Origin of the sequence: Enterocloster sp. OA13 (genome assembly GCF_022440595.1) — a bacterium.
GTDB lineage: Bacteria > Bacillota > Clostridia > Lachnospirales > Lachnospiraceae > Enterocloster > Enterocloster hominis.
In genome coordinates this window covers 4,674,149-4,700,180 of record NZ_JAKNTF010000001.1, presented here as the reverse complement: position 1 = coordinate 4,700,180, position 26,032 = coordinate 4,674,149, and the positions used below count along the sequence as shown (strand labels likewise).

The window sequence follows — 26,032 nt, the reverse complement described above, 5'->3', positions numbered from 1 at the left end:
AGGTGTTTTTTATGACCATTAAGGAATTGGGAGATTTTTATAAAGGTAAGCGTGTGCTGGTTACCGGACATACTGGGTTTAAGGGGGCTTGGCTTTGCAGGATGCTGGGGCTGGCCGGGGCACAGGTGACGGGGTATGCGCTGGAGCCGCCGACGGATCCGAATCTGTTTGAGATTGCGGGGCTGGAGGATTGTATGGACAGCGTGATTGGGGATATACGGGACCTTAAGCATCTGCGGGAGGTGTTTGACCGGGTCAGGCCCGAGGTTGTGTTCCATCTGGCGGCACAGCCGATTGTCAGGGACTCTTATAAGGAGCCGGTGTATACGTATGAGACCAATGTGATGGGGACCGTGAATGTGCTGGAGTGTGTGCGGCTCACGGAAAGCGTGCGTTCTTTTTTGAATGTGACCACGGATAAGGTGTATGAGAATAGGGAATGGGAGTATGGCTATAGGGAATGCGATCCACTGGATGGGTATGATCCGTATTCTAATAGTAAGTCCTGCTCGGAGCTGGTGACCCATAGCTATCAGAAGTCGTTCCTGGCGGACGGGCGGTGTGCTGTGTCCACCTCCCGGGCGGGTAATGTAATCGGCGGCGGGGATTTTGCCAATGACAGGATCATTCCGGACTGTGTAAGGGCGGCTGCTTCCGGCAAAGATATAATAGTAAGGAATCCGCATTCCACCAGGCCCTATCAGCTGGTGCTGGAACCGCTGGCGGTTTATCTGACCATTGCCATGAGACAGTATGAGGATGGGAAATTCCAGGGATACTATAATGTGGGACCGGATGACAGGGACTGCGTGACCACCGGGAATCTGGTGGATATCTTCTGCCGCGCATGGGGCGGCGGGATGACATGGGTGGACCGGTACGACGGAGGCCCCCATGAGGCTAATTTCCTGAAGCTGGACTGTTCTAAGATTAAGCGTGTGTTTGGATGGCGTCCAAGGTACGGTGTGGAACAGGCTGTTGAAAAAACAGTGGAATGGTCCAAGGCCTATCTGGACGGACAGGAAATGCTGGATGTGATGGACAGGCAGATCATGGAGTTTTTTGAGTAGGCGGCGCCCTAGAGCCTGTTTGAAAATTCATTCCCGCCGTCTGCACGCCCCACTTCGCGGTATATTTGGCCCCGATTCAGTCAGCGTAGCCCGCTACGCCTCCGTCATCGGGACCAAATCTCCCACAAAGTGGGACGCACAGCCGACGGAAAGCAATTTTCAAACACGCCCTACGGCGCTGGGATTTTGGGACAGGAGATGATGATATGAAATTTGATAATATGACGGAAAATGAAGCCCGGGAGCAGATTCTGGGTCTGGTGGAGGAGTACTGTGATACCTTCCATAATAAGAAGGGACCATTTAAGGAGGGGGATAGGATACCGTATGCTTCACGTGTCTATGACCACCACGAGATGGTGAACCTGGTGGACAGCGCCCTGGAGTTCTGGCTTACTTCTGGCAGGTTTACGGATGAGTTTGAGAAAAAGCTTGGGGAATATCTGGGCGTCAGGTTCTGTTCCCTTGTGAATTCCGGTTCTTCGGCAAACCTGGTGGCCTTTATGGCACTTACCTCCCCTCTTTTAGGGGAGCGCCGTGTGAAACGGGGAGATGAAATCATTACGGTTGCATGCGGGTTCCCAACCACGGTCGCGCCTGCAATCCAGTATGGCGCCGTGCCGGTGTTCGTGGATGTGACCATTCCCCAGTATAATATTGACGTGACAAAGCTGGAGGAGGCGCTGTCTGATAAGACAAAGGCAGTGATGATTGCGCACACACTTGGCAACCCCTTTGATTTGAGGGCTGTGAAGGCATTCTGTGAACGCCATGATCTGTGGCTGGTGGAGGATAACTGTGACGCCCTGGGAACCAGGTATACCATGGAAGAGGATGGGAAGGAAGTTGAAAGATTTACCGGGACTATCGGCGATATCGGCACCTCCAGCTTTTACCCGCCCCACCATATGACCATGGGGGAAGGCGGCGCCGTGTACACGGATAATCCGCTGCTGAATAAAATCATCCGCTCCTTCCGGGACTGGGGACGGGACTGCGTATGCCCCTCCGGACGCGATAACATGTGCGGACACAGGTTTGACAGGCAGTTCGGCCAACTGCCCCTGGGGTATGACCATAAGTATGTGTATTCCCATCTCGGATATAATCTGAAAGCGACAGATATGCAGGCAGCCGTGGGCTGCGCCCAGCTGGACAAATTCCCATCCTTCGTGGAACGCCGCCGCCAGAATTTTGCCCGTTTAAAGGCGGGACTGGCAGGGCTGGAGGACAGGCTGATCCTTCCTGAACCCGCGGAACACTCCACCCCCAGCTGGTTCGGTTTCCTTATTACCTGCAGGGAAGGCGTGGACAGGAACCAGGTGGTGCGGTATGTGGAAGGCAAAGGCGTACAGACCAGGATGCTCTTTGCCGGGAACCTGACCAGACACCCCTGTTTTGATGAGATGAGAAGCAGGGGAGAGGGATACCGGGTTGTTGGCAGCCTTTCAAACACGGACCGGATCATGTCGGATACCTTCTGGGTAGGCGTGTATCCTGGCATGACAGATGATATGATTGATTATATGGCTAAGACAATCCGCCAGGCAGTGGAGGCATAAGGTCCTGGCCGGCAGCGCCTCAATAACAATGGATGAAAGGGCCCAAGGCCCTGAAGGAGTGCAGTGGAATGAAACCATCTTATGACATGGGAAAGGTTCATGGGGCTAACCTTAAGATCCTCAAGGAGATTGACAGGATATGCCGCAAATACAATATAAAATATATGCTGGACGCAGGCACGCTGATTGGGGCCGTGCGCCACAATGGATTCATTCCCTGGGATGATGACGCGGATGTGGCATTTACCAGGAACCAGTATGAGGCCTTCATGAAGGTGGTGAGGAGGGAGCTGCCTGAGGGGCTGGAACTGCTGGAACCAAACAGCTTCAGGGGCGGGAAGGGATTCTATGACTTTACGGCCCGCATCATCTATAAGAACAGCCGGTGCCATGAGGACAGCCCGCAGATGGCTTTCTATGAAGGCAAGCTGAACCACCTGTGGGTGGATCTGTTTGTCATTGACAGGCTTCCGGCCGGCAGGGCGGGCGCGGCTGTTACGAAGTTCCTGCACATGGTTGTTTACGGCATGGCCATGGCCCACCGGGATAAGCTGGATTTCAGCAAATACAGCCTGATGAACAAAATCTTCGTGGGCGGCCTTGCCATGGTGGGACGTGTCATCCCCATGAAGGCCATATTTGCCATGCAGAAGGCCCTGGCCCTTAAAGACAGGAACAGCAAGGGACGCCTGCGCTATTACAGCAATTACCAGCCGGATTTCCTGTATGTCACACTGGATAAGGACTGGTGCGATGAGGTGGAGGATATTGATTTTGAGGACACCCGGCTTATGATACCAAAAGGCTGGCACCAGGTCCTTACCCTGGTGTACGGGGAATATATGAAGCTTCCGCCAGAGGAACAGCGGGTTCCCTCCCATTCCAGCCTTGAGATTGAGGTATATGACTAAAGAAAGGACTTAAGACATAGTTCATGGACAGATTGTTATCAGTTGTGGTATCAGTCTACAACGAAGAAAAAGCGCTGGAAGAATTTTACAAAGAAACCACCGGGATATTAAAGGGCATTGACTGGGCCTATGAGCTTATCTTTGTCAATGATGGAAGCTCGGATCAGAGCCTTGCCATACTTGACCGTCTGTCTGCTTCTGACAGCGCGGTCAAGGTGGTCAGTTTTTCCCGGAACTTTGGCCATGAGGCGGCCATGATTGCGGGGTTGGATTACAGCAGCGGGGACGGGATCATCTGCATGGACGCAGACCTCCAGCACCCGCCGGAATGTATCCCGGTCATCCTGGAGCGGTTCAAGGAAGGCTATGAGGTCATCAACATGGTCCGCACCAGGAATAAGACGGCCGGGGTCATTAAGAACATAACCTCTTCCGGTTTTTACTGGTTGATTAACCATATTTCAGACGTGCATTTTGAGTCCAACGCCTCAGACTTTTTTGCCATCAGCCGTCATGTGGCCCAGGTCCTTAAGGACAGCTACCGTGAAAAGGTCCGTTTCCTGAGGGGCTATGTACAGAATGTGGGCTTTAAGAAGACCACCATTGAATATGAGGCCAGGGCCAGGGTTGCAGGTGAAAGCAAATACAGCATCAAGAAGCTGTTTGTATTCTCCATCAACACAATCCTGTGTTTTTCCAATATGCCCCTGAAGCTGGGAATCTATGCAGGCATCTTTTCCGCCCTCCTGGGCTTTGCGGTCATGGTCTACACGCTCCTGACCCGCAGGGGTGCTCCCAGCGGCTACGCCACCATCGTGGTCCTGCTCTGCTTCATGTTTGCAATGATGTTCATTATTATAGGAATCATCGGTGAATATATTGCCATCCTGTTCACTGAATTGAAAGACAGGCCAATCTATATTGTTGACAGAACTGAGAATTTCGAGGAACGCCCGTAAGGGGTTCCCCGGATTTTTTTTACCTGTTTTTACCTTCCAAACAATAGTTCCCCGGCGCCGGAGTGATTTTTAATGGAAATTTAATGCTTCCTTTCTTGACAATCCATGCCATAAGTGTTTATAATTGGCTTCGTGACAATATGTCACAATGACATTATGTCATTTTAGGGAATATGAGGATACGAATGATAGCAAGGAGGCTGGTTCTATGCCGACACAACGTTTTTTGAAGTTAAAGGAAGAAAAGAAGCAGGTCATACTGGAGGCCGCTGTCCATGAGTTTTCCAGGGTTCCCTATTCATCTGCATCCATTAACCAGATTATCAAGGAAGCTGACATTTCACGGGGAAGCTTCTATACATATTTTGAGGATAAGGATGACCTGATGCGGTATATGCTGCGCGGGTTCAGGGATAACTGCCAGAGGAAGATATTTGAATTCCTGAGGGCAGAGCATGGCAATCCGTTTGAAGCGGCCATGGGGCTGCTGGGAATCGTGATGGAACAGGGAGAGGATGGCCTGGGGTATAGGATGTACAGGAACATGCTGTCAGATATGAGCCTGGTGAACCAGACCCACCTGTTTGGCATAAAAGGATTCCTGTTCCAGGACAGCACGTACATGGAGTTTGTGGAGAAGGTGCATGAGGCGATTGATGGGGAGCGTTATCCCATTGAGAAGGAAATGCTGGCATATCTGGTGGATATGCTCATGCTCATCGTCATCAGGGCCATAACCATGTATTATAAAAATGTTGCAGGCAAGGACCAGCTTCTGGATGTGGCCAGGAAGGAAATGCAGATTCTGGAAAACGGGGTCTGCCCAGGCACATGTCAGGAAGATATGAAAGGGCATACAGAAAAAAGAGGAGAATCAATATGAGGAATATCAGAGACAGGAAATATGGATACCGGGCAGCAGTCATTCTGGCAGCATCGGCAATTGCCGGAACCACGCCCATGACCGCCTTCGCCACCCTGGCAAGCAAACCCGATGAGAACTTTTCAGTGGCAGAGCCGCCGGCGCCGGATATCAGCAAGGATATCAGCCCGGAATTTGCATATTCCGCCGATAAATGGGCGTCCCTCAGGGACAATGTGATGGAGTACGGGGAACTGGCCGATTTAATCCATGAATACAACCCCACTGTGCGCAGTAACCGCTCCACGCTCAGTGATAAGAAGAATCAGGATCTGACGGAAATCAATGACAAGCTTCTGAGTGACGCCATGGATCTGTGGGATGACGCAGGTTCCACCGACACGGACAGCTATATAGGGAGGATGACCGCAGCCAACCTGGATTTTGCAGGCAATACCCTTGCGCAGACAGCAGACAAGAACTTCATGGACGCGGAAATGTACAAGATTTCATATGACCAGACAGAGGCCAACCTGGTATTCCAGGCCCAGCAGCTGATGACCACCTACAAACAGTCCGCCTACACCATGGAAAACCTTAATGCCAACCGTGCCCTGGCCCAGGCTTCCTATGAAGCCACGGTTGCCCGTCAGGCAGCGGGCCTGGCCACGCAGACCGATGTGCTGACCTCCCTCAAGAGTGTTCAGGACATAGACGCCAACATCCTGTCCACACAGAAATCAACGGACAATGTATACCGTTCCCTTCTGCTTATGCTGGGCTGGAGTGCGGATTCCCAGCCTGAGATACGGGATATTCCTGAGCCGGACCTGGCAAGGATTGGGGCAATGAACCCGGATGCTGACAGGGAACAGGCCATTGCGAATAACTATGGAATCAAATCCGATGAACATAAACTTAAGAACCTGAAGACCAATGAGCAGGCGGATGCCACCAAGGCGGACCTGGAAGATAAGCGCAACCAGGTATACAGCAGCCTGAAGACCCAGTACAATGCGGTCCTGGATGCAAAGGACGCCCTGGACGCCGCCAATATAAAGCTTCAGCTGGAGACTGTGAACATGAATGCTGCTTCGGCCAAAGCCGCGACAGGCAATATAAGCGCGCTGGAACTGATTCAGCAGCAGACCAGTTACACAACAGCCAAAAACAGCGTGGAAACCGGTAAAATGCAGCTCACCCTTGCCATGGAAAAGTATGACTGGATAAAAAAGGGACTGACATTCAGCTAAAGCCAAGGTAAGACAGTTGCTTAGAAAGGGTAATGATTATGAAGAACAGACACAAAAAGAGCCTGGCTGCAACGTCCCTGGCCCTGGTCATATCGGCATCCGGCGCCGTGACATCCCTGGCGCTTCCACAGGTAGCCCCGGACCAGGAATTCACAGAGGCGTATCAGAGGCTTTATGATAATCAGATGGATTATGATGAGCTTGAGGATCTGGTTAAGAATTTCTATCCGCCCATAAAGAATACATACGATACCTACTATAATACCTATGAGGAGGAGCAGGCAGGCATCGTGAACTCCATGTTTGAGGCTGCAAGGGAAATGGACGATGCGGCGGATGACCTGGAGGACGCCATAAAATCAGGTGCGCTTTCAGCGGCAGATGCCATGGGGGACCTGATGGTAGCCAAGGCAACCGCCAAGGGCTACCGCTCCGGGGCACAGAGCATGGGGTACAACATCGAACTGGGAATAAGGGACGACAACAAGAACCTGAAGCAGATCCAGCGCGGTGTAAACAAAATCGTCTACAGCCTCCAGCAGGCCATGAACGGTTATGAACAGATTATGCTGAACCGGGACGTGGCATCCAAGGGCGTGGAGATTGCAGAAACAGCCAGGAACATACAGCAGACCATGCAGGCCCAGGGCCTGGCCATTGACGCGGATGTAATCAGCGCCGCCTCCGGCCTGACCTCGGCAAGGTCCCAGCTGGCTGCGCTGGATACACAGGCTGAAAGCATTAAAAAGACCTTGTGCACCTTTACCGGCTGGGGGTCGGACGGCAATCCGGTCATCGGGGCAGTCCCAACCTCTGATGTGGCGGCCATTGCGGCCATTGACGTGAATGCGGATAAGGAAAAGGCGGTCAATAACAACTACAGCCTTATATCCATGAGGGGCGCCAAGGGCGGCGGCATGGACCAGATTGAGCAGATCATATCAAAGAACACCACCCAGACCAAGAACAAGGTACGCAACGTCGCCTACAGCGAAGACCTGGTACGCTCCAATATCCAGACCCTTTACGACACCATCCTGGAAAAGAAAGTGGAATATGATTCCGCCACAACCGCGTGGCAGGCGGCCCAGAATACATGGCAGGCAGCCCAGATCCAGTACAGGACAGGCAGCTTAAGCCAGATTGGATATATGCAGCAGGAACTGGCATACCTCCAGGCCAGGGCAGCCTACAGGTCCGCTGACCTGAACCTGCAGCAGGCAATGCAGAATTATACCTGGGCAGTGAAAGGCCTGGATGTAAGTGCATCTTAACACTCCATAAGTGTTTGGTTACAAAAATTTCCTGATTTTACCATTTATTTTGTCTTTTGACAATATGACGTAAAATCAGGATATTTTTTAACTTAATTTTATTAACATTTTACAAAAAATAAACAAGTTTTCCAGATTGTCCCTTGCATTTAAAGGAAAAAAATGTTATTCTTTCAATATAGGGGCATGTATAATTATTCGAGGGAGAGTGGTAACAAGTAGTTGGTTTTGTTTTTGAATTGAGGTGATTCTATGTTAACGAGACAGGTTGACAGTAAGGAGAAGGTATTCAAGGCAATCCCCATCTCCTATTTAATTCAGACAGCAAATCAATTTGACTGCGACATCTATGTGACAAGTGATAAGACCACGGCGAACGTGAAGCGTTATGATGAAGTTAAGAATCTCAGGATGACGGGATTTCTGACTTTTTACTTTAAGGGAAGTGACGAGACGGAAGCCGAGGACAGGATACAGAGTATCCTCTGGGAGGATCAGTAAGGGATAAGGAGAATAACAGCTATGCGGTGTACACACTAAACGAGGGCTGAAAGGGCGGCCCTCGTTTTTGATGCTTTTTTTATGGAAGAAAATCTTAAATCTGTTTTTCATTGTCCAGGTAATGCCTGGCATCTTTAAAGAAACTCCATACAATAAGAACAATGATGAACCCAATGGGAAATGCAGCAATGATGGAGACCGTCTGCAGGTTTGCCATGGAGTTTTCCGAGAAGATAAGCGCTATGGGCAGCAGCATCAGCATGACGGCCCAGAATAACTTTACAATCTTATCCGGCTCTTCATCCGCGCCCAGGGCCTTATAGGAATAGGAACTGGCAACCATGGTCAGCGCGTCAAAGGAGGTGGCGTAAAATGCAATCATGGTAACGGCCAGGAGCACCAGCCCTGCCTGGGCCAGGGGCATTGTCTCAAACACCGCGATGATTGCCTCATAAAGGCTTCCGGTCTGTTCATACAGCGCCATTAAGTCCAGCTTCCCGTGCATCTGAAGGCCTAACCCGTAGTTGCCCAGTATGATGAAGGAGGTGAAGGTACCTGCCAGACCGAAGAAATACCCTCCTAGCACGGTTTGGCGTATGGTCCTGCCTTTGCTGATCGTACCGATGAAAAACGGGGTTGCCACGCACCATACCATCCAGTATGCCCAATAGAAAATCGTCCATGTCTGGGGAAAGGATGAGGTGCGCATGGCATCGGTCCAGGTTGCCATGCCGATGAAATTCTGGGTCAGGTTGCCGATGGCAGTGATGCCCGTCTCGATGATGTAGCGTGTCTCGCCGCCCAGGAACAGGAAGTAGGCCAGCAGTGCAAAAAACAGATAGACACAGGAAGCCGCCAGCTTTGCAACGCCTTTCATACCAAAGTATACGGCCATGGTATATACCACGCAGATCACAACCAGGATGGCGATGGTCAGCAGGTTGCTTTCACGGATGCCGAACACCCGGCTGAAGGCCATGGAAAGCAGCGGGGTTGCAAGGGAGAATGTGGTGGCGGTTCCTGCCAGCAGTGCAAATACAGCGGTAAGGTCGATAAGCTTCCCCCATATCCCGTCTACCTTTTTTCCAAGGAGGGGGCGGCAGGCTTCAGAGTATTTCTGCTTGCTGCGCTTGCGCACATGGATCATGAACCCAAAGGAAACTGCCAGGATGATATAGAAACTCCAGGGGATGGGGCCCCAGTGGAACAGGGGATAGGTCGAAGCCCAGTCCTGTCTGGCACCCATGTCCGTGATATGGCTTTCATTGGCATAAAGCATCCATTCACAGAGGGAGTAGAACAGGATATCGGCCGCCAGTCCCGCGGTGAACATCATGGAGCCCCACTGGAAGGCAGAGTACTGAGGCTTTTCCAGGTTCCCAAGTTTGATTTTGCCGTATCTGGAAAATGCCATATAAAAGGAACAGATAAGCGCCCCCAGACCGATGATCAGATAATAGCTTCCCAGCTGGTCGCCCAGGAAGAAACGGACCGACTCCAGGATGGACGTGGAGCCTTGGGGAAATGCCATGAACAGGAAGCATAATATGACAATACATATAAAAGGTATGATGGTGGTTATCCAGTCCAGACGTTTTTTCAAGCTGGTGCCTTGGGGTGTGTTTGGTTCCGGTTTCATTCGATGTCCTCCTCAAATGTTCAAAAAATCAAAAATAGAAATTATATTGAACATATTATCACCTGTCCATGGAAAAAGCAAGTAGTATTTGGAAAAATAACAATAATTTTGTAAGAAAAAAGGACTGTTAAATTGTATGGATCTTCGTTATAATAGTACCGTTGACAAAAGGAGGTTTATCATATCATGAAAAAAATTGGAAAATTATCATTGATATTAGCGGCTTTAGTGGCTCTGCTCTGCGGATGTACCCAGAGTAATATTGTATCCCCAACCGGAGGCACCATTGCAGGGGATGGGGTCCCGGATGTGGAAGTGGATAAGAATATCAGCATTGACTGGCCCGAAGTAAGGGAAGATTTAAGGGACAGCTTCCTCGACCCTTACGGTGAGTTTGCCGATTATGTACTGGACATGGACGTGAGATACGACGGGGGCAGCGGCCTGCTTACCGTGCTGCTTCCTGTTACCCATAAGACCACGGGCGAGGTTGCCGTTGTCTATGCGGAGACAGTGCTCAAGGCAGTGGGGTCCTCCATCGCCACTCAGAACTTCTATTATGAAGCGCCGGATGAGGAAGAGGCGGACAAGACCTATTACGGAAGCTATTTTGATGAGCATGATGTGTGCGTTCAGGTGTTCTTCTATGATGAGGAAGGCAAGACCGATACTTATCTGGTTAACGACACCATGAAGGCAGGCGAACAGCGGGCGCTGACAGCCCAGAATTAGTAAGGAGATTATGGGGATGCGAATTGACAGATACTGGAAACAGGCGGCAGCAGGACTGCTTGCCATGATGATGTTCATGACAGCAGGCGGAGGGATGGACAGCTTTGCAATGACGGATTCACAGCCATTCAAGGCCCAGGGACAGGCCCTTACTGCACCGGATAAGATTATCATAAAAGATGACCAGGACCAGTCCGCTCAGTCCGGCCAGACGGCTCCTGTAATCCAGCAGATCCAATCAACCAACGGCCAGGCAGCGGGGCAGGCCAACGGCGGTCAGGCTAACGGCGGCCAGACTGCGGGACAGGCTAACGGCGGCCAGGCAGCCGGACAGGCCAACGCAGGCCAGACTGCGGTTTCCAGCCAGGCAGCGGCGGCCAGCCAGCCTGTGATTCAGGCCAAGGCCCAGGTGGCCCAGTTTGGGGAGGTTTCCACACCAAAGACAGACACGTCCTCACTGTTTGGCCAAGGGCGCCTTACCATGCTGGCAAACCACGATACCAATGCACAGCTTCTGTCCGTTATCATTGAAAACGGAGAGGGCGGGCTGATTGTTGTGGACGGCGGATGGACCAACAACACGGAGTATCTTTTAAACCAGATTAAACAGAAGGGCGGCCATGTTAAGGCCTGGCTTATCACCCATCCTGATTCAGACCATGCAGGAGCCCTTGCCGATATACTTTACAAGCACAATGGTGAGATAACCATTGACGGAATCTACTATTCCTTCCACGAGGACAGCTGGTATGCTGAAAAGGATGCAGAGGTTGCCAACATGGTTGCCTACCTCAAGGGGGCATTTGCCCTTGTGCCCCAGGACACGCTTCACGGTGACATCGTGTCCGGTCAGGTCATTGATGCAGGTCCTGCCAAGATACAGGTACTGAACAAGGCTTATAAGGCCACCAGTGACTTTGTGAATAACAGCAGTGTGGCATACATGGTAAGCCTTAACGGAACCAATGTGGTGTTCCTGGGGGATCTTGCCAGGGCCGGAGGCGAGATGCTCATGGCGGACCACGACCTGCGCGCCCTCAAGTGCGATGTTGTACAGCTGGCCCACCATGGACAGAACGGTGTTGATTATGAAGTTTATAAGGCCCTGAAACCCAGTGTTGCCCTGTGGCCTACCCCTCAGTGGCTGTGGGATAACGACGGAGGCAGCGGTGCTGGCACCGGTCCGTGGCTGACCCAGGAAACCAAGAACTGGATGGTACGTCTGGGAATCAGGACATCCTATTGCATTAAGGATGGGGACCAGGTAATCGAATAAGAGAAAGCCCAAATAAAAACATACGGTTTCCCGTGATATATGAGCGGGAAACCGTATGTTTTATTCTGTCTTTGTGCTGGTTTCATTCATCAATACAGGGCAGTCCGCTGTGATAGGAGTAGTTGCCCAGTTCGGATAAAAGCATCTCCAGGCTGCCCGTACGGAGGGGCTGTCCCGTGTCCAGCATGGAATTAATCATATAAAAGATGGTGCTCAGCTTGCCCAGGGACTGTTTGAACAGGTCAGGGAAGGACGCCTTGGAGGCAATCCGCTTATCCCATGGATTGCACCATGTCTCATGATGCAGGTTCAGGCTCCAGGCCGGATTCTCAACCACATCCGTCACCAGCTTGCTGGAAGCCACCGGATTCTTAAGGAAAATGGACTCAAAAAACTCAATCCGGTCCTTCTTCCTGCTGTTGGGGTCTGATAAGGTACGGCAGCCAAAGCGCAGGGCCAGTATGGATCTGTGGATCATGGGCGCGGTGACCTGGTAGCGGTTCTTATAGCTGAGGGGATAAAATGCCTCATTGATACAGTCGGACAGGAAACGGGAGATGAACTGTGTCTCCATGCCGTTCAGGCAGATGGTTGCAGCCTGGTTGAACTGGGACGGCTTCTTCCTCTTATACTTCTGAAGCAGCAGGGCGTCAATGTCGTTCTCCAGCTTGGCATGGAGTCCGTGGTAGTAAGCGCCCGGATGATGGACATCATACTCAATCCGTCCGTAGACATAAGGGTGGCATATGGAATCGCCGATATAGTGGCATATAAAACCGCACATGTAGGCCAGTCCCTCTTCCCGCTGCTGCCGTGAATCAATCCTGGCAAGCTGCAGGAAACAGCAGCGGAAAAAATCATTCACATGGTGTTCGTGCATATGGGAACCCACATTGCGGTGGTCACGGTGGCGCAGGATAGGCAGGTTATAGAAAAACATATCCGGACCCTGCAATCCCAGCTGATAAAGCCACCGGTACTTGGCAATGATAAACTTCAGATTGTTCTGCGGCATATCATTGTATGCTTTCATGCCTAGAACGTAATGGGTTGTAAAACCTGGCATCGGCATACCTCTTTTCTCATTCATTCTTTTATAATACCTATTCATTATTTTATCATAAACCACTATAAAATGCGAGGTACATCCATAAGAAAATTCCTGGAATTGTCATAGCGTGCCGCTTCCCGGAATAAGACATTTAATAAGAACAGACGCTGGACGGTAGGCAGCAGATGATGGAACGGCTGGAGCAGATCCATGGCATGGTATGGGGGCCATGGACCCTTGTGATATTCCTGGGAGTCGGCATATTTTTTACCCTTAAATGTCATTTTTTCCAGATAAGAGGATTTTCATACTGGTGGAGGAACACGGCAGGACGTATCCTGTCAGGAAAGGTATCGGAGGGGACGGGAGAAGGAAATGGAACTGATTCCGGCAAAAAAAAGGGCATCAGCCAGTTCCAGTCCGTGTGCACGGCCCTGGCGGCAACGGTGGGGACCGGTAACATTGCAGGGGTGGCCACGGCCCTGACCGCAGGCGGTCCCGGCGCCCTGTTCTGGATGTGGGTGTCGGCCCTGATTGGGATGATAACAGCCTACAGCGAGACCATGCTGGGCATCCGGTACCGGTACAAGGACAGCGATGGACATTATGTGTGCGGGCCATTTGTCTATATGGAGCGCGGGCTTGGGATAAAAGGCATGGGAATCCTCTACAGTTTCCTGTGCCTGATGTGCTCCCTGGGTATGGGAAGCATGGTGCAGGCCAACTCAGCCATCAGCACCATGGAATATACATGGAAGGTACCGGCCCTCACAGGAGGACTGGTATTTACAGGAATCCTGATGCTGGTCATCTGCGGGGGCATAAACCGGATTGGCAATGTGGCTGAGAAGCTGATGCCCGCTGCCTCCGGTATTTATATCGTATTTTCGCTGATAGTGATATTTTCCTGCTATGACCGGATTCCCGGCGCCCTGGCATCCATGGTGTCATCCGCCTTTTGTCCGGAGGCAGCCGCGGGAGGGGGAGCAGGTTATGTGGTAAGCCGCAGCATCCGTTACGGTATTTCCAGGGGCGTGTTCTCCAATGAGGCGGGGCTTGGGACCCTGGCCGTGCTTCACGGTCCGGCCGAGGACACAACGTCTCATGAACAGGGGATGTGGGCCATGTTTGAAGTATTCTTCGACACCGTGATACTGTGTACCCTTACGGCCCTGGTCATCCTGTGCATGACGGATTCGGCCCTGGATGCGGTGCCCTATGAGGGGGCTGCCCTTGCCGCCTGGTGTTTCAGCGGCCGGCTGGGGATTGCAGGAGAATACCTGGTCAGCGGTTCCATGGTTGTGTTTGCATTTGCCACCATCATGGCGTGGTTTTATCTGGGGAAGCAGGCAGCCGCCTATTTCATCAGGGGAACCGGCCTGGGGGAACAGGCGGGAAGATGGTTTGCGGCCAGGGTCTATCCGCTGCTGTTCCTGGGGGCGGTGTTTCTTGGCAGCGAGGCCAGGCTGGACGTTGTGTGGATGTTATCGGATATATGGAACGGGCTTATGGCGTTTCCAAACCTGACTGCCCTGTTGTTTTTATATAAGGAGGTAACCCTGCCTGAGGGATTCAGGGCAGGGAAGACGTGAGGATGAACCGGTGCCGGATATATGGGAAAACCTTCCCTTGAAATTACCGGACAGTACAGCTATAATGGACGTACAGCAAAACAAAAGACAGACCCAGGTCCTGCCGGTGCATCTCAGGCAGTGTTGCGAGGCGCCAGGGCCGGAACCCGGAAAGGAGCAGCTATGGAAACAAGAAGGATTTGTCCGAAATGCAGGAAACGGTTCCCGCAGGATGCGATTGTATGTGAGGAATGCGGGGAACAGCTGATTGATGCTGCATCTGATTTTGAGGCCTCTTTCTCAATGGTAAAGGAGCCGGTGCTCCTGTCCAACGGGCATGATGTTGACACCGTATACCTGGAAGAAGCGTTAAAGGCCGCCAATGTGCCGTATTATGTGGAGGAAGGCCAGAATACCGTGCCTACCAACAGGTTTAAAGAAGGAATTGTGGAAATCGTTCCGTTTACAAATTATTATGTGGATAAAAGTAACTGGAAAGCAGCCAGGGAAGCGCTTAAGTCTGCCAAAGAGGAGACGAAGAAGGACCAGGAGGCCCCTGTGGTATTTTTGGATATGCCGGAGGAAGGGACTGGGGATGATCATAAGAAGAATGAGACAGACGGATCCGGCAGTGAGTCTGAGGAAGAAGCGAAGGAGGGCCTGTGGGGATGGCTTGCAGACCAGGATGCAGCCATGAAGCTGGTTGTGGGGCTTGTTGTCATCCTGTTCCTTCTGGGACTGGGCAAAATCCTGTTTTTCTGACAGAAGTGAATATGCATACCATGAAAAAACGTACCATCCTGGGGATGATACGTTTTTTAAAAAGTATTATTAAAAGGGAGGAGAGCTGATAATTTCTTATCAGCTCGAGTATTATGAAAAAAATCTTGTAAGCGTTTTTGTGTGGCAGCTATCTCTAACTGTCTATGGTTAAAGTATATAGGGAAAACATGAAGAAATAATGTTGATTGTGTAAAAGGTTTTTGAATGAAATATGAACATAGTGTGAATGCGGGGGACACTGCTGTTCCCATCCCACCGGCTTTAACTCAATGTTCCGGTCGAAAATAGAATAAAGTAAAAACAAAGCAGAAGTATCAGGACTTAACAATCCCGGTACTTCTGCTTTTTGTTTTCCGTCTTTCCTTTCCAATCAATTTCTGCCCTTTTCCTTCTGTTCACTCTCTGTTTTCAAAATGGAGAAAGAGCAAAGAGAAAAAGAAAACGAGAAAAGGAAAGCACCCGAAAACAATGTATTTATAAGGAAAATTCAAAACCAGAACCAATCCAAACAAAGCTCAACCTGTTTTTGTTCCTGTTCTTTGGTTGTGACAGGCTCAAATGATGTGGCTGATCTAAAGCCGGAAAAAGAGCAGAGAAGAAGGCAGAAAAAACACATCTGCATTTCAAAAATGATAATAAATCCGAAAAAAAGCCGGAAAGAGAATGGGCTGTTTTGGGTAGGACAAGAGGGCGGATTTCGATTGCACTTGAACAACTGCTGTCTCCTTCCCACCGGCTTTCCGGAATACAACTATAATACCCATGCATATTATACAATTACTCCGGACAAAGGAATACTGAAAATAAGTGATATCGGCGGCGGACAGCTGAAAGCTGACATCACAGCCTTTGTTAAAAGAACAATTAAGTCTAAAATCGATGGCCAGGAAGGAATGTTTACTGTTCAACCAGAAAATATAACTATAGCATTTGACTAGGGTGTGTTTGAAAATTCATTCCCGCCATCTGCACGCCCCACTTCGCGGTATATTTGGTCCCAATTCGGTCAACGTAGCCCGCTACGCCTCCCTCATCGGGACCAAATCTCCCACAAAGTGGGACGCACAGCTGACGGAAAGCAATTTTCAAACACACCCTAGGACTGGCTGCTCTTAGAGGATGGAATCCATATCCTGTTTGATGAAAGCACGATTGCGCCGTACGCTGCAGGGCCAATCGATATAACAGTGCCGTATGGAGAAGTCATGTATTCATTAAACAGCTGTGGAAAGGAATCAGCTGATATGGATGGAACGGAATAGGCATAGGATTGGTGTGATGGAAAATAAGTAAATAAAATGCCCGCCCTGTCTGAACCACAGGGTGGGCGGTGTCTGTAAGGACATTTAAGTAATCCGCTGGGAGCATCGAGTGGGTGCTTCCTTCCTCATGAGGAAAATACTTCACCCAGCACTTTGCTGAGACTTGCCATATCAATGGGTTTTGCCACATGGGCATCCATACCGGCCGCTAAAGCCCTGTTCCTGTCCTCGGAAAAGGCATTGGCGGTCAGGGCTATGATTGGGATTGTCCCTGCGTCCGGCCGGTCCAGGCCGCGGATCCTGGAAGCAGCCTCATATCCATTCATGACCGGCATCTGGACATCCATCAGGATAAGGCCGTAATAACCAGGAGATGATTGCATGAACAGATCCACGGCTTCCTGCCCATTCCCTGCCCTTTCCGTCAGGGCGCCTTCTATGTGCAGTAGCTCGTTTAAAATCTCCGCGTTAATTTCATTATCCTCAACAATCAATATCCTTCTTCCGGTAAAGTCAAAACGTCTGCCCGGGATGGTATCCGGTTCCTTATTTTCTTCCTGGCTTTCCCCGGCATCCCCCATTTCCAGTTCCACATCAACAGTAAAGGTGCTTCCTTTCCCCGGCGCGCTTTCAACATGGATACTTCCACCCATCAAATCCAGCATGCTTTTTGCAATGGCCATGCCAAGCCCGGTTCCCTGGGTATGGTTTCCATCTTTTTCCTCCATCCTGGTAAATGGCAGGAAGATGGTTTTTAAAAATTCTTCCGTCATCCCCCGGCCAGTATCCTTTATGATAAAACGGTATCTGGCATAGCCCTCTTTGTCCGGCTCGGATTCAGCAATGGAAAATGAGATTTCTCCCTGTTCGGGCGTGTATTTTATGGCATTGGACAGTATATTTACCAGGATACGGCTGAGGCGGAATTCGTCCCCTATGAGGGAGTCATTTTCAATATGGTTTTTCTCCATGTGGAATGTTAGCTTTTTTTCTTTGATTGGCGCCTGGAACATGGATACGATGCCTTCCAGCATGCAGGACAGTGAGAAGGCCGTATTATCCAGGAGCATTTTCCCGCTTTCAATCCTTGACATGTCAAGCACCTCGTCAATCAGCGACAATAAGTGCTTTGAGGAATAAGAAATCTTCTCCATACAGCCTGTTACTTTTTCAGGGTTCGCTGCATATTGCTTTGCGATGTCTGCCATTCCAAGGATGGCATTCATAGGCGTACGGATGTCGTGGCTCATATTGGAAAGGAAATTACTTTTAGCAATATTAGCGCTGTTGGCAGCGATAAGCGCCTGCTCTAAATCCTCACGCTGCTCCCACTCCTTGGTCATATCGGAAAGATTGGCAATCCATACTTCTTCCGAATCAAGGTGCACGGGATTGACCTGAAGGCGTATACGGCGCAGGTCCCCTGTATTCCGGTTCAGATGTCTGTGTATGGAACCTACAAAATCCCCCTGTCTGTCCCAATTGGCTAATTCATCCTTAATCCCGGCAATATCATCCGCGTCCCCGTCCCCGCCCTCTGAAAACAGCTGCTCTGCTTCCTGCCGGCTCCAGCCCATCACGCTTTCAAGATTAGGGCTTACATACTCCAGGCAGCGTTTTGTTCTGTTGTACATCATGTATACTTCATTTCCCCGGTCAATCAGAAGGTTTAGCATCCGCTCGCGGTTATATACGTCGGCATCCCTTTTTCTGTCTGCAATCTGATTAAGCCTGAAAAATATAAATCCGCTTATGAGGATAAGTAGAAACACAATTACCGCGCATGTAGAAAATACATTCCTGGAAAAATGGTTCATGTTTGCCCCGATGATATCCCCGCCCACAAAGAGAAGCAGGGTCCATTTTCCGTTTTCCAGAGGCGTGTAGCTGATATATTCCTGGTATCCGTCCTTTGTATAGACGGTTACCCCGCTCAAACCGCTGTCCATGGCTGCCTGAATCGCTTCAGCGCTGTTTTTACCATCCCTTGATGCGTACTCCAGATAATTGAAAAGATTATAATCCTTAATGGCCTTGTCAGTCTGGGTGTTGAACAGCCTGCTCCCGTTCTGGTCGATGACATAGCATACCCCTTTCTTTTCAAAGGCCGATATGGTCAGGATGTCCAGAATGGTATCCAGCTTATATTCCAGGGCAATGGCGGAAATGGCTCCGGAGCTGTCCTGCTTCTTCTCCACCGGAATTGCAAAAAACAGTGTGGCATTGCCATTTACATCCCGTCTTAAAAATGAGACATCCGTCTTGTCCTTTAAAAGCGCAATGGAGTTGTCCCTGGATATGAGCCGGCTTTTCTGCCCGTATTCATCCCGGCAGTTTCCTGCATCATCAATGAGATAAATATGGCTGAACTTCCATTCCTTTACCATGTTCTGCCTGTATTCACGGGTATCCATATCCGGAATCCGGGAAAACAGGCTTAAATCATAATCGATACTATGCAGTAAGGACCAATTCTGATTCAGCTTGGAATTTATATTATCGGCTACCTGATACGCAATTTCTGATAGATGATATTCATTTTCTTTTCTGGCATTATTTTCCATATTTTTCAGGAAAACGGACATGAGGCAGATAACGCCTGAAATGGCAATCAATGAGCTGATTACTATTGTATTGCGCATATGTTTATATCGGTTGCTATGGTCATACATTCTTTTTTTATTTGGATTCATATGGTTTCCAGCTTTTCATTCGTATTGGCGGGCGGTAATCCCTATGCTTCATTCAGGATGGGACAGATATGTGTTCATTAAGTCCAGTGCACGTTCAGCTGACAGATGGTTTTCCAGCATCCCATCCAGGGTCTTTGTGGAAATTCCAAAAAATTCCTCAGAGCCAAGGCGCAGATAAGTGCGGTTGGTTTCCAGATATTTCTGTACCATACTCATGGCGCCGCTGTATTCAAAGGTAATGTCCCTCTTATAAGAAATCAATCCGTCCGTATGTTCATTCAGCACTTCCTGGGCCTGGGAAGATGTCATGGCCATCAGGACCTTCCAGGCCGCCTCCTTTTTCCTGCTGTTTTCTTCCACACCCTTGCTGACGGCCACGTTGAATGTGGGATAGGTCAGCAGGAAGTCCTGCTCCCTGCCAAAGTAGGGGAGGATTTCCAGGTCCTGGCCGGGAAGGATTTTGGAAAAACTTTCGCTGCTGATATTGACCATGGCCTGTGTTCCGTCCATGAATTTATCATAGCAGAGGAGGTCATCTGAATACATCGTATCCTGGTCCAGGATGTTTGACATATTAAGCCGTTCCAGTTTCTTAAAAGCCGGCAACCATACCTTGGTATCCAGCTGGTTTATCGTTCCGTCCTCATAGTCTCTTCTCCAAATAATCCCATCAACGGAGGACAGCTCTTCAATTCCCATACCCTGTAAAAGGTGCAGGGCATTGTAATCCTGGTGCAGATCAAGGGAATATCCGGTGATTCCATGCTTGTCAAACGCCTCACAGGCTGATAGGAAGCTGTCGAAATCCTTAGGGACAGGAATGCCATATTTGTCAAACAGCCTTTTGTTTGCTACAATCCCATCCACCGTGCCGGACATGGGAACCCAGAACACCTTTCCATCCAGGGTTTTATAATTTTCAAGATAAATATCGTAGTAAGCGGACGCTGCTTCTGTTTTGGTCAGATCCATAAGATAGGGATCCAGGTTGAGGGAGTCCTTCAGGGAAAACTTACGGACCGTTATGATATCGGGGATATTGCCGGTTTCAGCCAGCTGTCTGTAATATCCAAGGTCCCGCTGGCCCTTGACCCACTTAATCCTTACATCAGGAACCAGATCCTGGACCTGCTTCGTGTAATCTTCGTAAACATCCAGGTTCCAAAGCGCCACCTCAATCTCTGGTTCCCTGTCCTGCCTGCATCCCTGGATGCCCATTAAGACAGATGAAACAACTGCAATACAATTACAGACAAGCAAATGCTTTTTAATTATTTTTTTCATGATATTTCCTCATTGACAGCCTTCAGATCCTGTGCCTTTTTGTCCGGGTTACATATTGACAAAAAGTCTATTATTTTCCATTATAATGTAAAATGCCTGAGAGTACAATAAAAAGCCTTAAATTCTCCCGGAATGTGGGATGCACAGACGCCGGATAGCAGGTTTTAAACACGTCCCTGAAATGAAAATGCCCCCTTCATCAGGCTGAACTGTCTGGTGAAAGGGGGTTTCTATATCCCAAAGAAAAACATATGTCAATGTTTTTTTATCATTTATGGTAGTAAAACCGTATCCCTCTCAGCAGCCCGTCCCGTTCCAGACGCTCAAAATCCAGATGCACCGGAAGTCCCGGGACATCGGGCAGATAGAAGCGCCCGTCCTTCATTTCGGATACAAGGCTGAAGTAGGGGACCAGCACTTCGTTGAGGGGCTGGTGGTATTCCAACAGTTCGTCCTCTGAGTAAAGCGCTCCCAGGGCAGCGTTCTGGAAGGTAAATCCCCCGGTGGAGATCCGGCACCCGTGCCGGCGGGCGTATTCCCGGACCCGCATGTTTTCCGCGATGCAGTAAAGGCGGGCGGGCTGCAGGTGGTCCACGCCATGTTCCGCGTAGGCCACATGGGTGTGGTAGCTGCGCACGGATTCGCCCATGGCAATCTCCATGGCAATCCCGGCCTCGTCTAACAGGTCCCGAAGCTCCCTTAAGGCATCCATGTCATAGGCGTGGACCGGCTCCTCCAGCCATGCCACGCCCAAGGGGGCTGCTTCTTTTGCAAAGGCAAAGGCTGTTTTGGCGTCCCAGGCCTGGTTGGCATCCACTGCAATCCCAAAACCGTCCCCCAGCGCCTGGCGGGCCTTTTCAAGACGGCGTATGTCCTGGGAGAAGTCAGCGCCGCTGCCGCCGATTTTGAATTTCGTGGTTTTATACCCCTCGTCCTTGAAACGCTGCAGGTCCGAAATCAGCGCCTCGTCGCTTAGAAGGACGGAACCGCCCCCTTTATACACGCAGGCCCAGTCCCGGTCAGCTCCCAGGAAGCGGTGCAGGGGCAGCCCTGCGCGGTTGGCCAGAAGGTCTAAAAGCAGCCAGTCCAGGTTGGTCATTTCAGGAATATAGGGGCTTTGATAGCCGAAATTGCGGATTTCCCACCAGAAATATTCCATCCATTCCCCATTGGATTTCCCGAGGGCGTCCAACATCCTGGGAAGGAAGAAGTCGGTCATCAAAGGGCCGGCCGGTCCCTGCCCGCAGAAGCCGTCCTCATCATATATCTTCATCCAGCCTTTGAAAAAGGAGGCATGCCGTACGCCGCCGGTGCCGTCCTTAAACGGCGTGGGCAAGGGGATGGGGGCAATGTCGTAGTACACTGCTTTCTTGATTGTAATGGTTTCGGGGTGACAGAATAACTGGTTCATCATGGGCCTCCTTGTTATCATTGGTCATGGTTGGAAAAATAAGTTTCAAATGTATCATTCAGCAGCCGGACCAGGTCCTTTACAAAGGCCGGGAGGTTGCGTCCCGGGTGATGGACCAGCAGCAGATAATAATTCTGCGGTTCCTCAAAGGACCTGCACCGGGACAATGCCTCCTGTCCCAGGGAACGGGCTGGAAGTATGGTGGCGGCGGCACCGCACACGGACAGGGTCCGCAGGATATCCGGCCGGGCCTCGCACACAACCGCTCCAGGCCGTCCGGGCCACTCCCCCAGGAGGCGGTCCTGCTCCATGCGAAGGGCGCTGTCCTGAGGCGCGAGCATGATCCGGCGGGGCTGCATGGCCGTGGAAACCGGAATAGGGACCCGGATATCCTGCACCGGGTCGGGGCAATCCTCTGTCCCAAAACAGCGTACCAGCTCATCCTCTGTCCCAAAACAGTACACCAGCTCATCCTCGTCCAGGATTCGGCTGTCCAGGATTGGATGCTCCTCCTCGCAGGAAAAGTAAAGGCCGAAGTCCGCCGATGCATTGAGCAGGGCTTCCTGGGCGGTTTCGCGGCCGCTTTCTATTATGTACAGGTTGACATCCGGATGGAGTTTGCTGAAGCTGTCCGCCACCTGGCTGTGCAGGATGCCGGACAGCCCTGGGTCGCAGTGCAGGTAGATACCGCCTCCATGTCCGGTCTGGTACGCATGGATATGGGCCGTCATCTCAGCCTCAATCTGAAGTATGTTACGGGCGAAGTTGACAAATACCTTACCTGCATTAGTGGGTTTAAGACGGTTATGCACCCGGGTGAATAACTGGGCGCACAGCATGCCCTCCACGTTGTGCAGATGGCGGGACAGGGCTGGCTGGGTAAGGAAGTATTTTTCCGCTGCCCTTGTCAGGCTCTTCTCGTCCACAATGGCGATGACGTACTTGAGAAGCTGGGTGTTCAGGTTAAGCTCCGGGGCAGTATAGTGGGCTGTGTGGGCGCGGATGGCTGCCTGGGACGGGGAAATGACGTCGGCCGCTGGCTGGCTGTCCTGGTCCACCATCCTGAGAAGCTCCTCTGCCCCGGCAGAGGGGATGGCCTTGTAGCGGGAATCGGATAACCGCTCATGGATCAGAAGGCCTGCAAGATAGCGTTCCGGTTCTGTCAGGGTATGCCCCAGGGGATAGCGGATATGAAGGGTCTGGTGGATGGGAGGGTCCAGGGAGCGGTAAACCAGCTCCTCACATGGAAACACATGTGCCTGGGACACCAGCCCCACTCCCACGGCCTGGTGCAGCATGGAGTCCACCAGGATGACGTCATTGGATTCAAAAGTTACCACCGGACTAAATCCGGCTTCCTGAAAAAGCTCTTCTGCCAGGATACGGATACTGTGCCTGGGCCCCTGTAGTACAAAGGGGGTATCCCTGAGGTCGGACAGGCGGATTTTCTCCGCCGTTGCCAGGGGATGGGAGACCGGAAGGGATACCAGCAGTTCCTCATAGGCAATAGGCAGGTCCGTCACCTTATCGGAATCCCTGCCTGAACCGATGGCCAGGTCAATCTGTCCATGGAGGATGGCCCCCGGCTGGTCCCGGGCATAAAGCTCGGTCAGCGTCAGGGAGATGTCCGGATAACGGTGTGAAAACTGGTTATAGATACGGCTGTAGATAATGGCGCCCCGGTTGGGCGCGGTGGCCAGGCGTATGCGGGCGTGGTTGCTGTCCGTCACGGCGCGGAGCATCTGCAGCATACGGGTCTGCTCGTCCAGAATCTTCTGGGCGCAGTCTATGACGTACCTGCCCACGGAAGTGGGGGTCAGATGGCGGTGATACCGGAGGAATATAAGAAAGCCCAGGGATGCTTCATACTCAGTCAGGAATTTGCTCAGTGCGGGCTGTGAGATCCCCAGCACCTGGGCTGCGCTGGAAAGGCTTCCCAGGTCGGCAATGGTAACAAGGTAATAAAGCTGGCGCGTGGTCATGGCTGCCTCCTTTCGGTCCGTAACGGCATGTGCAGGATTTATTTCCATCATATATGATTTTGGCGGAGTGTCAAGAAGAAAAAGTTTTACTATAACCAAAGTGGTATGAAAGCTATAATTAAATCTGCTTTGTAAAATCTTTATAAATACTATATAATACAAAATGTAAACACACGAAGGGTTAAAAACAGACAGATTATACAATATTTCCCTATATATCCAGTTTCTTCCAGGCGGTGTGTTGAGAGTCAGTTCTTAAAATCAGGCGGGATAAGTCTGCCTAAAAAGTGGAATAAAAGGAGAAAAACGTTATGAAAAAGAGTATGTATCGTTTCTTAATGACAGGGGTTATGGCAGCAGCAGTACTGGGAATGACTGCCTGCGGCAGCAAAACCGGCACAGGTGATACCACGGCGGCAGCCACCACGGCGGACGGCGGCGCTGGGAATGAAGCAGCAGCATCAGGAGATGACATCGGATTTCCTAAAAAGGAAACCATTACCCTGGTGGTGCCTGGCAAGGCAGGCGGCGGCTCCGATCTTGGCATCCGTTATTACAGCGAAGGGCTGAACCGGATTTACGGCCTGAAGACAACCGTTACCAACTATGACAGCAACACCATCGGCCATCAGACCGTTGCCACGGCTAAACCGGACGGCACAACCCTGACCGTTGCCACCTCAGCCCTGAACATCCAGTACATAACAGGCAACGCCGAGGTCAACCCGATGAAAGATTTCACCCTGATTGCCTGCCTGCAGGACAATGGCTTCTCAACCCTGGCGGTACCGGCCGACGCCCCATATGATGATTTCGCTGGATTTGTTGAGTATGCAAAGGCACATCCGGGCGAGCTGAACGCAGGTATGCCTGCGGCTGGCGCCAACACCTTCCTCTTTGGTATGCTGACCTCCACCACCGGTATCGAGCTTAATTCCGTTGAGTGTGCATCCGAGTCCGACCGTCTGACCAACCTGGCAGGAGGGTTCATTGACATCGGTGTTGTAGGCGTTGGTAATGCACAGGAATATGAGAAAGCGGGCAAGCTGAAGGTAATCGGCACCGTATCCTCTGACGGGACCACCATTTCCAAGTATCCGGAAGCGCTGCCGGACAACTATAAGACCCTTCAGGAACAGGGCTTTGATGACTGCGTAATGTCCATTTACCACTACCTCCTGGGACCGGCCGGCATGGATGAGACCATGGTTGCAGACATGAACGCCGCCATGAAGGCTGTCTGCGAGGATGAGACTGTAAGCGCCGGTATTGCCGGTATCGGTAATATCCCGGGATGGCATGACCTTGCTGAATCCAAGGAAATCCACGATGGGGAGTATGCCCAGTTTGTGGAGATTGCCAAGGAACTGGATATGTTTGTCCAGGAGTAGGCCTGTCATGTTCAGGCAGTACCTATATACGTAACGATTTACCGGATGTCCTGGGAGAAACCTCCCGGGACATTTTAAAAGAAAGGGGAATTATCCATGAAAATGCGCAGAGATACAGTTACCGGCATTGTGGGCCTTCTGGGGTGTGCGTTCTTCCTGTTAGCAACCCAGTCCATCAAGCAGCCAGCCAAGCTTTTGGAGCCAGGCCCGCGCCTTCTGCCCTATGTGGCAATCGTACTGATTGCAATGAGTTCCATTGCACTGATCATCAAGGGAATTAAGGAACGCGCAAAGGAAGAGAAACCGTATTTTCCAAAGGGCGGCGCCCTGAAGATTACTAAGAGCTACCTGCTTCTGATTGTCTATGCCTTTGCCATGACCTGGCTTGGGTTCCTTATGACAACGCCCTTTGCCACCTTTGCCCTGATTTATGACCTGAAGGGTGTCAGCAAGGTGAAACCCGTTCCCGCAGTCATCATTTCCGTGCTGGTAACCGCAGGCCTTTACGCCATGTTCGTGTTTGGCTTCCAGGTAAAGCTTCCGGCCGGGCGGCTGTTTGAATAAG

At 50.9% G+C, this 26,032-nt stretch carries 25 protein-coding genes and 1 pseudogene; 18 read left to right on the top strand and 8 right to left on the bottom strand.

The annotated features are described in order from the left end of the window. Positions 1-11: 11 nt before the first annotated feature. On the top strand, positions 12-1,070 hold the full coding sequence (gene rfbG, locus MCJ35_RS20815) for a CDP-glucose 4,6-dehydratase (RefSeq protein WP_025485505.1): 1,059 nt from the start codon (positions 12-14) through the stop codon (positions 1,068-1,070). Here rfbG and MCJ35_RS32255 read toward each other — a convergent pair. After that, complete coding sequence (locus MCJ35_RS32255) at positions 1,051-1,116, bottom strand: hypothetical protein (RefSeq protein WP_353656126.1); 66 nt, start codon at positions 1,114-1,116, stop codon at positions 1,051-1,053. The two genes, rfbG and MCJ35_RS32255, sit on opposite strands and share 20 nt — an antisense overlap. On the opposite strand from MCJ35_RS32255, the gene MCJ35_RS32590 reads away from it, so the two are divergent. The 8 genes from MCJ35_RS32590 to MCJ35_RS20780 all read left to right on the top strand — a co-directional run bounded on the left by MCJ35_RS32590 (position 1,090) and on the right by MCJ35_RS20780 (position 8,392). Continuing rightward, positions 1,090-1,272 carry a DUF6783 domain-containing protein gene (locus tag MCJ35_RS32590; protein ID WP_488473303.1) on the top strand — a complete coding sequence of 61 codons (183 nt, stop codon included), beginning with the start codon at positions 1,090-1,092 and terminating at the stop codon, positions 1,270-1,272. The genes MCJ35_RS32255 and MCJ35_RS32590 overlap by 27 nt on opposite strands. A 4-nt stretch (positions 1,273-1,276) precedes the next feature. Next, positions 1,277-2,632: a lipopolysaccharide biosynthesis protein RfbH gene (rfbH, locus tag MCJ35_RS20810; RefSeq protein WP_008719898.1), complete on the top strand. Its 1,356-nt coding sequence runs from the start codon at positions 1,277-1,279 to the stop codon at positions 2,630-2,632. A gap of 68 nt (positions 2,633-2,700) precedes the next feature. Continuing rightward, positions 2,701-3,543: a LicD family protein gene (locus MCJ35_RS20805; RefSeq protein WP_025485507.1), complete on the top strand. Its 843-nt coding sequence runs from the start codon at positions 2,701-2,703 to the stop codon at positions 3,541-3,543. Between the two features lie 23 nt (positions 3,544-3,566). Further along, positions 3,567-4,502 carry a glycosyltransferase family 2 protein gene (locus tag MCJ35_RS20800; RefSeq protein WP_008719894.1) on the top strand — a complete coding sequence of 312 codons (936 nt, stop codon included), beginning with the start codon at positions 3,567-3,569 and terminating at the stop codon, positions 4,500-4,502. A gap of 208 nt (positions 4,503-4,710) precedes the next feature. Then, positions 4,711-5,385, top strand: coding sequence for a TetR/AcrR family transcriptional regulator (locus tag MCJ35_RS20795; RefSeq protein WP_025485509.1), 675 nt, complete (start codon positions 4,711-4,713; stop codon positions 5,383-5,385). After that, the gene (locus tag MCJ35_RS20790; RefSeq protein ID WP_025485510.1) at positions 5,382-6,617 is read left to right on the top strand and encodes a TolC family protein; all 1,236 of its coding nucleotides are present in this window, start codon (positions 5,382-5,384) and stop codon (positions 6,615-6,617) included. The genes MCJ35_RS20795 and MCJ35_RS20790 overlap by 4 nt, the downstream gene beginning before the upstream one ends. A 38-nt stretch (positions 6,618-6,655) precedes the next feature. Continuing rightward, complete coding sequence (locus MCJ35_RS20785) at positions 6,656-7,891, top strand: TolC family protein (protein ID WP_240299638.1); 1,236 nt, start codon at positions 6,656-6,658, stop codon at positions 7,889-7,891. 252 nt (positions 7,892-8,143) lie between these two features. After that, positions 8,144-8,392 carry an HPr family phosphocarrier protein gene (locus tag MCJ35_RS20780; RefSeq protein WP_008719889.1) on the top strand — a complete coding sequence of 83 codons (249 nt, stop codon included), beginning with the start codon at positions 8,144-8,146 and terminating at the stop codon, positions 8,390-8,392. A gap of 94 nt (positions 8,393-8,486) precedes the next feature. Here MCJ35_RS20780 and MCJ35_RS20775 read toward each other — a convergent pair whose 3' ends face one another. Beyond that, entirely contained in the window at positions 8,487-10,031 is a 1,545-nt protein-coding gene (locus tag MCJ35_RS20775) for a BCCT family transporter (RefSeq protein WP_008719888.1), read from the bottom strand. Positions 10,032-10,217: 186 nt separating this feature from the next. Here MCJ35_RS20775 and MCJ35_RS20770 point away from each other — a divergent pair, with 186 nt between their 5' ends. Beyond that, a complete protein-coding gene (locus tag MCJ35_RS20770; RefSeq protein ID WP_025485511.1) occupies positions 10,218-10,763 on the top strand; it encodes a hypothetical protein in 546 nt (181 codons plus the stop codon). A gap of 16 nt (positions 10,764-10,779) precedes the next feature. Further along, positions 10,780-12,039, top strand: coding sequence for a ComEC/Rec2 family competence protein (locus tag MCJ35_RS20765; protein WP_025485512.1), 1,260 nt, complete (start codon positions 10,780-10,782; stop codon positions 12,037-12,039). Between the two features lie 82 nt (positions 12,040-12,121). Here the strand turns inward: MCJ35_RS20765 and MCJ35_RS20760 are convergent, their stop codons facing one another. Further along, entirely contained in the window at positions 12,122-13,105 is a 984-nt protein-coding gene (locus tag MCJ35_RS20760) for a zinc dependent phospholipase C family protein (RefSeq protein WP_025485513.1), read from the bottom strand. Between the two features lie 170 nt (positions 13,106-13,275). Here MCJ35_RS20760 and MCJ35_RS20755 point away from each other — a divergent pair, with 170 nt between their 5' ends. The 3 genes from MCJ35_RS20755 to MCJ35_RS20745 all read left to right on the top strand — a co-directional run bounded on the left by MCJ35_RS20755 (position 13,276) and on the right by MCJ35_RS20745 (position 16,382). Beyond that, positions 13,276-14,682, top strand: coding sequence for an alanine/glycine:cation symporter family protein (locus MCJ35_RS20755; protein WP_025485515.1), 1,407 nt, complete (start codon positions 13,276-13,278; stop codon positions 14,680-14,682). 162 nt (positions 14,683-14,844) lie between these two features. Next, positions 14,845-15,423 carry a zinc ribbon domain-containing protein gene (locus tag MCJ35_RS20750; RefSeq protein ID WP_227795829.1) on the top strand — a complete coding sequence of 193 codons (579 nt, stop codon included), beginning with the start codon at positions 14,845-14,847 and terminating at the stop codon, positions 15,421-15,423. A gap of 434 nt (positions 15,424-15,857) precedes the next feature. Next, complete coding sequence (locus MCJ35_RS20745; RefSeq protein WP_155858464.1) at positions 15,858-16,382, top strand: hypothetical protein; 525 nt, start codon at positions 15,858-15,860, stop codon at positions 16,380-16,382. Here the strand turns inward: MCJ35_RS20745 and MCJ35_RS32240 are convergent. Further along, a pseudogene (locus tag MCJ35_RS32240) lies at positions 16,366-16,473 on the bottom strand (DUF6783 domain-containing protein); the annotation flags it as partial. The gene MCJ35_RS20745 and the pseudogene MCJ35_RS32240 sit on opposite strands and share 17 nt — an antisense overlap. Between MCJ35_RS32240 and MCJ35_RS32235 the strand changes: the two are divergent. Beyond that, entirely contained in the window at positions 16,432-16,560 is a 129-nt protein-coding gene (locus MCJ35_RS32235) for a DUF6783 domain-containing protein (RefSeq protein ID WP_329602472.1), read from the top strand. The pseudogene MCJ35_RS32240 and the gene MCJ35_RS32235 overlap by 42 nt on opposite strands. Beyond that, positions 16,551-16,706 (top strand): RsiV family protein, encoded by a 156-nt coding sequence (locus MCJ35_RS32230; protein WP_081739193.1) that lies wholly within the window; start codon positions 16,551-16,553, stop codon positions 16,704-16,706. Before MCJ35_RS32235 ends, MCJ35_RS32230 begins: the two co-directional genes overlap by 10 nt. A 125-nt stretch (positions 16,707-16,831) precedes the next feature. Here the strand turns inward: MCJ35_RS32230 and MCJ35_RS20740 are convergent, their stop codons facing one another. From MCJ35_RS20740 to MCJ35_RS20725, 4 genes are all read right to left on the bottom strand, one after another. Beyond that, on the bottom strand, positions 16,832-19,120 hold the full coding sequence (locus MCJ35_RS20740) for an ATP-binding protein (protein WP_240299637.1): 2,289 nt from the start codon (positions 19,118-19,120) through the stop codon (positions 16,832-16,834). A 327-nt stretch (positions 19,121-19,447) separates the two neighbouring features. Next, entirely contained in the window at positions 19,448-20,683 is a 1,236-nt protein-coding gene (locus MCJ35_RS20735) for an ABC transporter substrate-binding protein (protein ID WP_025485520.1), read from the bottom strand. Between the two features lie 268 nt (positions 20,684-20,951). After that, positions 20,952-22,094 (bottom strand): mandelate racemase/muconate lactonizing enzyme family protein, encoded by a 1,143-nt coding sequence (locus MCJ35_RS20730; RefSeq protein WP_240299636.1) that lies wholly within the window; start codon positions 22,092-22,094, stop codon positions 20,952-20,954. Between the two features lie 17 nt (positions 22,095-22,111). Beyond that, on the bottom strand, positions 22,112-24,076 hold the full coding sequence (locus tag MCJ35_RS20725; RefSeq protein WP_025485521.1) for a LysR substrate-binding domain-containing protein: 1,965 nt from the start codon (positions 24,074-24,076) through the stop codon (positions 22,112-22,114). A 311-nt stretch (positions 24,077-24,387) separates the two neighbouring features. Between MCJ35_RS20725 and MCJ35_RS20720 the strand changes: the two genes are divergently transcribed. Together MCJ35_RS20720 and MCJ35_RS20715 are read left to right on the top strand one after the other, a co-directional pair. Next, complete coding sequence (locus MCJ35_RS20720; RefSeq protein ID WP_025485523.1) at positions 24,388-25,467, top strand: tripartite tricarboxylate transporter substrate binding protein; 1,080 nt, start codon at positions 24,388-24,390, stop codon at positions 25,465-25,467. A 96-nt stretch (positions 25,468-25,563) separates the two neighbouring features. Continuing rightward, on the top strand, positions 25,564-26,031 hold the full coding sequence (locus MCJ35_RS20715; RefSeq protein WP_008719865.1) for a tripartite tricarboxylate transporter TctB family protein: 468 nt from the start codon (positions 25,564-25,566) through the stop codon (positions 26,029-26,031). Position 26,032 lies beyond the last annotated feature (1 nt).

Bases quoted from the DNA above. Each gene is read 5' to 3' on its own strand.
- MCJ35_RS20735 (WP_025485520.1), bottom strand. From the start codon at position 20,683: ATGAAAAAAATAATTAAAAAGCATTTGCTTGTCTGTAATTGTATTGCA.
- MCJ35_RS20715 (WP_008719865.1), top strand. From the start codon at position 25,564: ATGAAAATGCGCAGAGATACAGTTACCGGCATTGTGGGCCTTCTGGGG.
- MCJ35_RS20740 (WP_240299637.1), bottom strand. From the start codon at position 19,120: ATGGATACCCGTGAATACAGGCAGAACATGGTAAAGGAATGGAAGTTC.
- MCJ35_RS20795 (WP_025485509.1), top strand. From the start codon at position 4,711: ATGCCGACACAACGTTTTTTGAAGTTAAAGGAAGAAAAGAAGCAGGTC.
- MCJ35_RS20760 (WP_025485513.1), bottom strand. From the start codon at position 13,105: ATGCCAGGTTTTACAACCCATTACGTTCTAGGCATGAAAGCATACAAT.
- MCJ35_RS20750 (WP_227795829.1), top strand. From the start codon at position 14,845: ATGGAAACAAGAAGGATTTGTCCGAAATGCAGGAAACGGTTCCCGCAG.
- MCJ35_RS20725 (WP_025485521.1), bottom strand. From the start codon at position 24,076: ATGACCACGCGCCAGCTTTATTACCTTGTTACCATTGCCGACCTGGGA.
- MCJ35_RS20775 (WP_008719888.1), bottom strand. From the start codon at position 10,031: ATGAAACCGGAACCAAACACACCCCAAGGCACCAGCTTGAAAAAACGT.
- MCJ35_RS20730 (WP_240299636.1), bottom strand. From the start codon at position 22,094: ATGAACCAGTTATTCTGTCACCCCGAAACCATTACAATCAAGAAAGCA.
- rfbG (WP_025485505.1), top strand. From the start codon at position 12: ATGACCATTAAGGAATTGGGAGATTTTTATAAAGGTAAGCGTGTGCTG.
- MCJ35_RS20770 (WP_025485511.1), top strand. From the start codon at position 10,218: ATGAAAAAAATTGGAAAATTATCATTGATATTAGCGGCTTTAGTGGCT.
- MCJ35_RS20805 (WP_025485507.1), top strand. From the start codon at position 2,701: ATGAAACCATCTTATGACATGGGAAAGGTTCATGGGGCTAACCTTAAG.
- MCJ35_RS20790 (WP_025485510.1), top strand. From the start codon at position 5,382: ATGAGGAATATCAGAGACAGGAAATATGGATACCGGGCAGCAGTCATT.
- MCJ35_RS20720 (WP_025485523.1), top strand. From the start codon at position 24,388: ATGAAAAAGAGTATGTATCGTTTCTTAATGACAGGGGTTATGGCAGCA.
- MCJ35_RS20755 (WP_025485515.1), top strand. From the start codon at position 13,276: ATGATGGAACGGCTGGAGCAGATCCATGGCATGGTATGGGGGCCATGG.
- rfbH (WP_008719898.1), top strand. From the start codon at position 1,277: ATGAAATTTGATAATATGACGGAAAATGAAGCCCGGGAGCAGATTCTG.
- MCJ35_RS20785 (WP_240299638.1), top strand. From the start codon at position 6,656: ATGAAGAACAGACACAAAAAGAGCCTGGCTGCAACGTCCCTGGCCCTG.
- MCJ35_RS20745 (WP_155858464.1), top strand. From the start codon at position 15,858: ATGGAGAAAGAGCAAAGAGAAAAAGAAAACGAGAAAAGGAAAGCACCC.
- MCJ35_RS20765 (WP_025485512.1), top strand. From the start codon at position 10,780: ATGCGAATTGACAGATACTGGAAACAGGCGGCAGCAGGACTGCTTGCC.
- MCJ35_RS20800 (WP_008719894.1), top strand. From the start codon at position 3,567: ATGGACAGATTGTTATCAGTTGTGGTATCAGTCTACAACGAAGAAAAA.
- MCJ35_RS20780 (WP_008719889.1), top strand. From the start codon at position 8,144: ATGTTAACGAGACAGGTTGACAGTAAGGAGAAGGTATTCAAGGCAATC.